This is a genomic window from Pseudomonas sp. H1h, from assembly GCF_000633255.1.
Classification (GTDB): Bacteria; Pseudomonadota; Gammaproteobacteria; order Pseudomonadales; family Pseudomonadaceae; genus Aquipseudomonas.
This window is the reverse complement of the sequence record NZ_AYMJ01000029.1, coordinates 179,112-186,028: the sequence shown is the minus strand read 5'-3', so window position 1 is coordinate 186,028 and position 6,917 is coordinate 179,112. Positions and strand designations below refer to the sequence as shown.

Sequence of the window (6,917 nt, the reverse complement as noted above, 5' to 3'; positions counted from 1 at the left end):
CATTCCTTTTCCGGGCGCAGGCGCGAGGCGTATTCCTCGGGCATGTTGATGGCGTCCATGACCTTCCATTTCGGGTCGAGCAACGCATCGCTCTGGATGCCGTTGGCGTAGGCAATGGCGTTGGACACGGCGGCGGCGTTTTCCGGTTTCATCATCCAGTCGATGAAGATCTTCGCGTTGCCCGGATGCGGCGCGCTTTTCGGCACGGCGAAGTTGTCCTGGAACATCGCCACGCCCTCACGCGGATACACGTACTTGATCGTGCTCTTCTGCAAGGTGGCCCGCGCGGTAGAGCCATTCCAGTTCTGCATCATGATCACTTCGCCCGAGGCCATGCGGTCGACGGTGTTGTCCGAGCTGTACATTTTCAGGAACGGTTTCTGCTTCTGCAGCAGTTCGAGGATGCGCTTGGCGTCCTGCGGGTTTTCCGTGCATTCGTCGACGTTCAGGTAATGGCTGGCGGCATTGATCACGCTGCTCGAGGTATCGAGCGCGGCGAGTTGGCCTTGCAGCTCCTTGCGCGGTTCGAAGAACTCTTTCCACGAGTCATCCAGCTTGCCGCCGGGCACTCGCGCACTGTCATAGGAAAACCCGGTGGTGCCCCACAGATACGGTGCCGAGAACTTGCGCCCCGGGTCGAAGCCCGGATCGCGGAACGGGCCTTTGACGTACTGAAAATTGCTCAGGGTCGGCGTGTCGATTTCCAGCAGCAGGTCCTGTTTGATCAGGGTCTGCATGATCGACTGCGACGGCACGATCACGTCATACGCGGCGCCGCCGGCCTGCAACTTGGCGAGCAGGGTTTCGTTGCTGTCGTAGCCGTCCATGGTGACCTTGATCCCGGTCTCCTTTTCGAACTTGGCCAGCAAATCCACCGGGTAGTAGTCGGTCCAGTTGTAGAAAAACAGCTCCTTCGGCTCGGCGGCGTGGGCGCCGAACGCGGTGAAACAACTCAGGGCCAGACCGGATATTGCCAGACGCATGTTTTTGACTTTCATGAGAACGCTCCAGATTTATGGTTGTTTACCGCGTTGGCCCAGCCAGAAGGCCAGCACCACCAGAACGATGGAAATCACCAGCATCAGGGTCGAGATTGCGTTGATCTCCGGGGTCACCCCGGCCTTGATCGCCGAGAAGATGTACACCGGCAACGTGGTCGAACCAGGTCCTGCGACGAAGAACGTCATGATGAAATCGTCGAGGCTGACCACGAACGCCAGCACTGAGCCCGACAGCACCGCCGGCCACAGCAACGGCAGCGTCACGCGGCGGAACACCTGCCACGGATTGGCGTACAGATCGTTGGCCGCCTCCAGCAGGCTCTTGTCCAGGTCGTTGAGGCGGGCACGGATCGGCAGGTAGGCGAAGGGAATGCAGAAACCGATGTGCGCGACGATCACCGTGAGCAAACCGAGCTTGATGCCCAGCGCCATGAACAGCAGTAATGTCGCCACGGCGGTGACGATCTCCGGCAGGATCAGCGGCAGATTGATCCCGCCCTCGACCATTTTCTGTCCGTAGAACGGTCGGTACGTGGCCAGCGCCGCGAGCAGCGCAATCGCTGTGGCGCAGACCGTGGCGATGGTCGCGACAATGATCGAGTTCAGCGCTGCGGTCTGGATCGACGGGTTGGCCAGAATCCGTCCGTACCAGGCGAAGGAGAACTCCGTCCACACCGTCGCCGAGCGGTTGGCGTTGAAGCTGTAGACGATCAGCACGAGGATCGGCAGGTACAGATAGGCGAGGATCAGCAGGCTGATTTCCCGGGTCGCCGGAAGTTTTTTCAGGTGCAGAGAGATCATGCTTTCGCTCCCCGGTTGAGGGTTTTCGCCGCGCTGCGGCTGTAGAGGGCGTAGAGCACCAGCGACACCAGCAGGATCCCCAGCAACAGGAACGACAGCGAACTGCCCAGCGGCCAGTTGCGTGCGGTGCCGAACTGCTGCTGGATCAGATTGCCGATCATCAGCGTCTTGCCGCCACCGAGAATCGCCGGGGTGATGAATGCGCCGAGGCTCGGCACGAACACCAGTAGCGCGCCGGCAATCACCCCGGGCATCGACAGCGGCAGGATGATCCGGCGCAGCGCATGCCAGCGATTCGCACCGAGGTCGTATGCGGCCTCCACCAGACGCCAGTCGAGTTTTTCCAGGGTCGAATAGATCGGCAAAATCATGAACGGCAGAAAGCTGTAGACCAGCCCGACGCTGACAGCGAAGTCGTTGTAGAGCAGGGTGATGCCGCCGGCACTGGGGAGTAGCGCGTTGAGGCTTTGGGCGACCCAGCCCTGTTCGCGGAGGATGATCAGCCACGCGTAATTGCGGATCAGCAGGTTGGTCCAGAACGGTATGGTGATGAGCAGTACCATCAGGTTGCGTCTGCGCGGGGTCAGGCTCGACATCCACAGCGCCACCGGAAAGCCGAACAGGAAACACAACACCGTGGTGCCGCCGGCCTGCAACACCGAGCGCAATAGCGCCTGAGCGTAGACCCAGTTCAGTTCCAGTTCGCCGTCGAAACCTTCCTGGAAAAACAGCTGCACGTAACTGTGCAGTTGCCATTGCGCCTGCCAGTCGACGCCGCCGTAGGTGTTGCGCGGCAGCAGGCTGATGTAGCCCATGATGCCCAACGGGATGGCGATCAGAGCGAGCAGGGTCAACACCACCGGGCTGAGCAACAGCGCGCGGTTCAGAGCGGGGGAAGTGCTGCTGACGCTCATCTCAGGCCTCCATCAACAGACAGGCGTGGGGTGGCAGGTGCACGGCAACGCGTTCGCCCACGGCACGGCCACGGTTCAGGCCTTCGTTGTTTTCGCGCAGCATGACTTTGATGTCGTTATTCAACCGGCACTGATAGAGCGTGGCGGTGCCAACGTAGAGCACCGCTTCGATCACCCCGCGCAGATGATGCGGCTCGCTGGCCTCGACCAGTTGCGAACGCTCAGGACGGAACGCCAGTTGCACGCTGCCGCCGTCGAAACCTTGTGGCTGGCAGGCAATCTCCACCGGCATGCCGTTGGGCACGAAGAGCTTTTCGTTGTGCGCGCCGTGCTTGAGCTGGCCGGGGAGGAAGTTGATGTCGCCAATGAACTGCGCGACGAAACGGTGCTTCGGGTGTTCGTAGATGTCGGTCGGGGTGCCGATCTGCAGGATCTTGCCGGCGGACATCACCGCGATGCGATCGGACAGGGTCAGGGCTTCTTCCTGATCGTGGGTGACGAAAATGAAGGTGATCCCGGCCTCTTTCTGCACGCGCTTGAGTTCGACCTGCATTTCCTTGCGCAGCTTCAAGTCCAGCGCCGACAGCGGTTCATCCAGCAGCAAGACTTTCGGTTTCGGCGCCAGTGCCCGGGCCAGAGCCACGCGCTGCTGCTGACCGCCGGACAGTTCGGCCGGTTTGCGTCCTGCCAGATGCTCCATTTGCACCAACGCGAGCATCTCGTTGAGCCGATCTGGAATCAACTTGCGCTCCAGACCCTGCATCTCGAGGCCGAAGGCGATATTCTGCGCCACACTCATGTGCGGAAACAGCGCATAACTCTGGAACACCGTGTTGACCCGGCGCTTGAATGGCGGCAAATCATTGACCGGCTCGCCGGCCAGGCGAATCTCGCCTTCGCTGACGTGCTCGAAACCGGCAATGGTGCGCAGAAGGGTGGTTTTGCCGCAGCCGGAAGGGCCGAGCAGGGTGAAGAATTCGTTGTCGGCAATATTGACCGAAACATTGTCGAGGGCCGGCGCGAGGCCAGGGTCATCAGAGTACCGTTTGGAGACGTTACGCACTTCAATTGCTATTTGTTGACCCATAATGGTGCAATCCTCTAATTATTGTATGCAATATCTGAATGCAATTTAGAAATACCCGGATTAATCTGCGTGTGCAACCCCCTTTTTTCCATGGCTAGCCATCGCCAGGGGCCGGTTGCCGACGCCAAAGGAGTGTTCCAATGACCGAGAAGAAACTGGAAACCACGGTCGACCGCGTCTACCAAGGGGTTTACGAGGCGATCAGCAAGCGTTCGCTGCGTCCGGGGATGAAGCTGGGCGAGGCCTCGCTGGCCGAACTGTTCAATGTCAGCCGCACGTCGGTGCGCGCTGCGCTCAAGCAATTGGAGGCCGACGGACTGGTCACCACCGAGCCCAATAAAGGTGCGTCGGTGTCGCTGCCGAGCAACGAAGAGATTCGTTCGCTGTTCGAAACACGGCGGCTGATCGAGATTGGCATCGTCACGGAACTGTGTCGGCGCAAGGACACCGCCGCGATGCAGGACCTGCGTGAGCATCTGCTGCTGGAAGATGAGGCCCACGCGGCGGGCGACCACGAGCGGCTGATCCACCTGCTCGGCGAGTTCCACATCAAACTGGCGCGCAGCCTGAACAATCCGGTACTGCTCGACTGGTTCCAGAAGCTGATTTCCCGCGCCTCGCTGTACGCCGCCGCGCTGGATGACGACAGCCACGAAGCCTGCCGCGACGACGAGCATCTGCGGCTGATCGAGTACATCGAAGCGGGTAACCAGAGCGCTGCCATCGAGTTGACCTGCATGCATTTGAACGGCATCGAAAAGGCGATTCTGGACGTCGCGGCGAAGATGAAAACTGGCTACCATCCGCTCAAACACCTGATCGGCGTTTAAACCCGAACCAGATGTGAAATCGGCTATACCTCTAATGAAACCAATGCGGCCGGCGGCGCTCGAAACAGACGGGCGTCGCAGCGTTTTGGCGTCGCGATGTATCGGGCAAACACCACAGGACACCGAGTCAATCGATGCAGTTTTTATCCGATAGCCACGGTTGTGACGGCTGGAAAGGCGAGATGGCCGGGCGCATTTGCGCGTTCGACTGGCGCCAGACCGAACTCGGCCCACTCGACACCTGGCCTGCCAGCCTGTGTAGCGCCGTGCAATTGATGCTGGCTTCACCGTTGCCGATGGTCATGCTCTGGGGGCGCGCCGGGTACATGATCTACAACGACGCCTATTCGCAGTTTGCCGGTGGCCGCCACCCGTATCTGCTGGGGGTGCCGGTGGAGCTGGGCTGGCCGGAAGTCGCCGAATTCAACCGGCACGTGGTCGACACCTGCCTGGCAGGCGGCACCTTGTCCTACCGCAATAAGGAGCTGGTGCTGCTGCGCGACGGCGTGCCTGAAGACGTCTGGATGGATTTGTATTACAGCCCGGTGGCCAACGATGAAGGCGTGCCTGCCGGGGTGATGGCAATGGTGGTCGAGACCACCGAGTTCATGCGCTCCGAGCGCCTGCGTCAGGCAGCCGAGAACGCCTACCGCGCCGATAACGAGCGCGTGCGTCTGGCGCTGAATGCCGGGGCCTTGCTCGGTTCGTTTGTCTGGGACGTGAAGAACAATGTGCTGTCGGCGGACGAGCGTTTTGCCCGGACGTTTTCGTATCCGCCGGATCAGGACCTGAGCAATCTGGCGCAAGAAATCGCCGAGTCGCGCATCCACCCTGATGACTTCGCCTGGGTGCAGGAACGGGTTGCCCGTTGCGTGCAGACCGGCGAACCATACAACGCCGAATATCGCGTGTTGCGCGCGGACGGCAGTTATCTGTGGGTTCTCGCCAGTGGCGCGTGCGAGTTCGATGAACACGGTGCGCCGTTTCGTTTCCCCGGGGTGTTGATTGACATCCATGAACGCAAGAACGCCGAAGAATCCTTGCTCAAATTCACCCGCAACCTTGAACAACGGGTGGCCGATGAAGTGGGGGCGCGGCTGGCCGCTGAAGAGCAATTGCGCCAGTCGCAGAAGCTCGAAGCCATCGGCGGACTCACTGGCGGTGTGGCGCACGACTTCAACAACCTGCTGCAGGTGATCGCCGGCAATCTGCATTTGCTGGCGCGGCATGAACCGGGCAATGCCAACGTGCAACGCCGGGTCAGCGCCTCGCTGGCAGCGGTTGAACGTGGCGCCAAGCTGTCGTCGCAATTGCTCGCCTTCGCCCGCCGTCAGCCGTTGTCACCGGCGGTGTGCGATCCGCGGCAGATCTTCGATGGCGTCGGTGAATTGCTGCAGCGCGCACTGGGCGAAACCATTCAGATCGACGTGCAACTGCCGCCAGAGCCGTGGCATATCAATGTCGACCGCAACCAACTGGAAAACGCCATTCTCAACCTGGCGATCAACGCCCGGGATGCGATGAAGGGTGAGGGCACCATTGTCCTGAGCGCCCTCAATACTCAACTGGACAGCAGCTTTTGTGCGGGCAAAGGCATCGTCGCCGGCGATTTCGTGCGAGTGATGGTCAGCGATACCGGCACCGGCATTGCGCCGCAAATGCTTGAGCAGGTGTTCGAACCGTTTTTTACCACCAAGGCTGACGGCCGAGGCACCGGGCTCGGTTTGAGCATGGTGTTCGGCTTCGTCAAGCAAAGCGGCGGGCATGTCGAGATCGACAGCATCGTGGGCGAAGGCACGCGTGTGCAGTTGTACTTTCCGCGCAGCCTGCGCCCGGTTCTCGCGCAGCCACCGAGTGTCGGCAAGCAGCTGGGTGGCGGCCACGAAACCATTCTGGTGGTCGAGGACAACGAGGCGGTGCGAGCCTCGGCGGTGGAGTTGCTGCGCGAAGAGGGCTACCGCGTGCTGACCGCCGGCAATGGCGACGCGGCGATGCAGATACTGCTGGAAGGCACCAGAGTGGATCTGATTTTTACCGATGTGGTCATGCCGGGGTTGATCAAAAGTTCGGATCTGGCGGCATGGGCCAAGGTCCAGACCCCAGCGGTGGCCGTACTGTTCACCTCCGGCCACACCCGCGACATCATCTCGCGCAACCACCAGTTGAGCCCGGACACGCACTTGTTGGGCAAACCGTACAGTCCGCAGGCATTGTTGCAGATGATTCGGTCGGTGCTGTGCGCCTGATCACTTTCGCCACTGAGGTCTTCAGGATGACCGAGGTG

The 6,917-nt window shown here is 60.8% G+C and carries 6 protein-coding genes; 2 read left to right on the top strand and 4 right to left on the bottom strand.

Going from position 1 to position 6,917, the window contains the following annotated elements; all coding sequences use genetic code 11:
• The 4 genes from U862_RS0123070 to U862_RS0123055 all read right to left on the bottom strand — a co-directional run.
• Positions 1-998: extracellular solute-binding protein (locus tag U862_RS0123070; protein WP_025112577.1), on the bottom strand; the 998-nt coding region annotated here is incomplete at its 3' end.
• 15 nt (positions 999-1,013) lie between these two features.
• Entirely contained in the window at positions 1,014-1,802 is a 789-nt protein-coding gene (locus U862_RS0123065; protein WP_025112576.1) for an ABC transporter permease, read from the bottom strand.
• Complete coding sequence (locus U862_RS0123060) at positions 1,799-2,716, bottom strand: ABC transporter permease (RefSeq protein ID WP_025112575.1); 918 nt, start codon at positions 2,714-2,716, stop codon at positions 1,799-1,801. Before U862_RS0123060 ends, U862_RS0123065 begins: the two co-directional genes overlap by 4 nt.
• 1 nt (position 2,717) lies before the next feature.
• Positions 2,718-3,803: an ABC transporter ATP-binding protein gene (locus U862_RS0123055; RefSeq protein WP_025112574.1), complete on the bottom strand. Its 1,086-nt coding sequence runs from the start codon at positions 3,801-3,803 to the stop codon at positions 2,718-2,720.
• Positions 3,804-3,943: 140 nt separating this feature from the next.
• Between U862_RS0123055 and U862_RS0123050 the strand changes: the two genes are divergently transcribed.
• Positions 3,944-4,633 carry a GntR family transcriptional regulator gene (locus tag U862_RS0123050; protein WP_007969663.1) on the top strand — a complete coding sequence of 230 codons (690 nt, stop codon included), beginning with the start codon at positions 3,944-3,946 and terminating at the stop codon, positions 4,631-4,633.
• A 134-nt stretch (positions 4,634-4,767) separates the two neighbouring features.
• Positions 4,768-6,879, top strand: coding sequence for a PAS domain-containing sensor histidine kinase (locus tag U862_RS0123045; RefSeq protein ID WP_025112573.1), 2,112 nt, complete (start codon positions 4,768-4,770; stop codon positions 6,877-6,879).
• The last annotated feature ends 38 nt before the right edge of the window (positions 6,880-6,917 follow it).

What these genes read in the sequence shown, in the direction of transcription:
- U862_RS0123050 (WP_007969663.1), top strand. Translation starts at nt 3,944, where the DNA reads ATGACCGAGAAGAAACTGGAAACCACGGTCGACCGCGTCTACCAAGGG.
- U862_RS0123065 (WP_025112576.1), bottom strand. Translation starts at nt 1,802, where the DNA reads ATGATCTCTCTGCACCTGAAAAAACTTCCGGCGACCCGGGAAATCAGC.
- U862_RS0123055 (WP_025112574.1), bottom strand. Translation starts at nt 3,803, where the DNA reads ATGGGTCAACAAATAGCAATTGAAGTGCGTAACGTCTCCAAACGGTAC.
- U862_RS0123060 (WP_025112575.1), bottom strand. Translation starts at nt 2,716, where the DNA reads ATGAGCGTCAGCAGCACTTCCCCCGCTCTGAACCGCGCGCTGTTGCTC.
- U862_RS0123045 (WP_025112573.1), top strand. Translation starts at nt 4,768, where the DNA reads ATGCAGTTTTTATCCGATAGCCACGGTTGTGACGGCTGGAAAGGCGAG.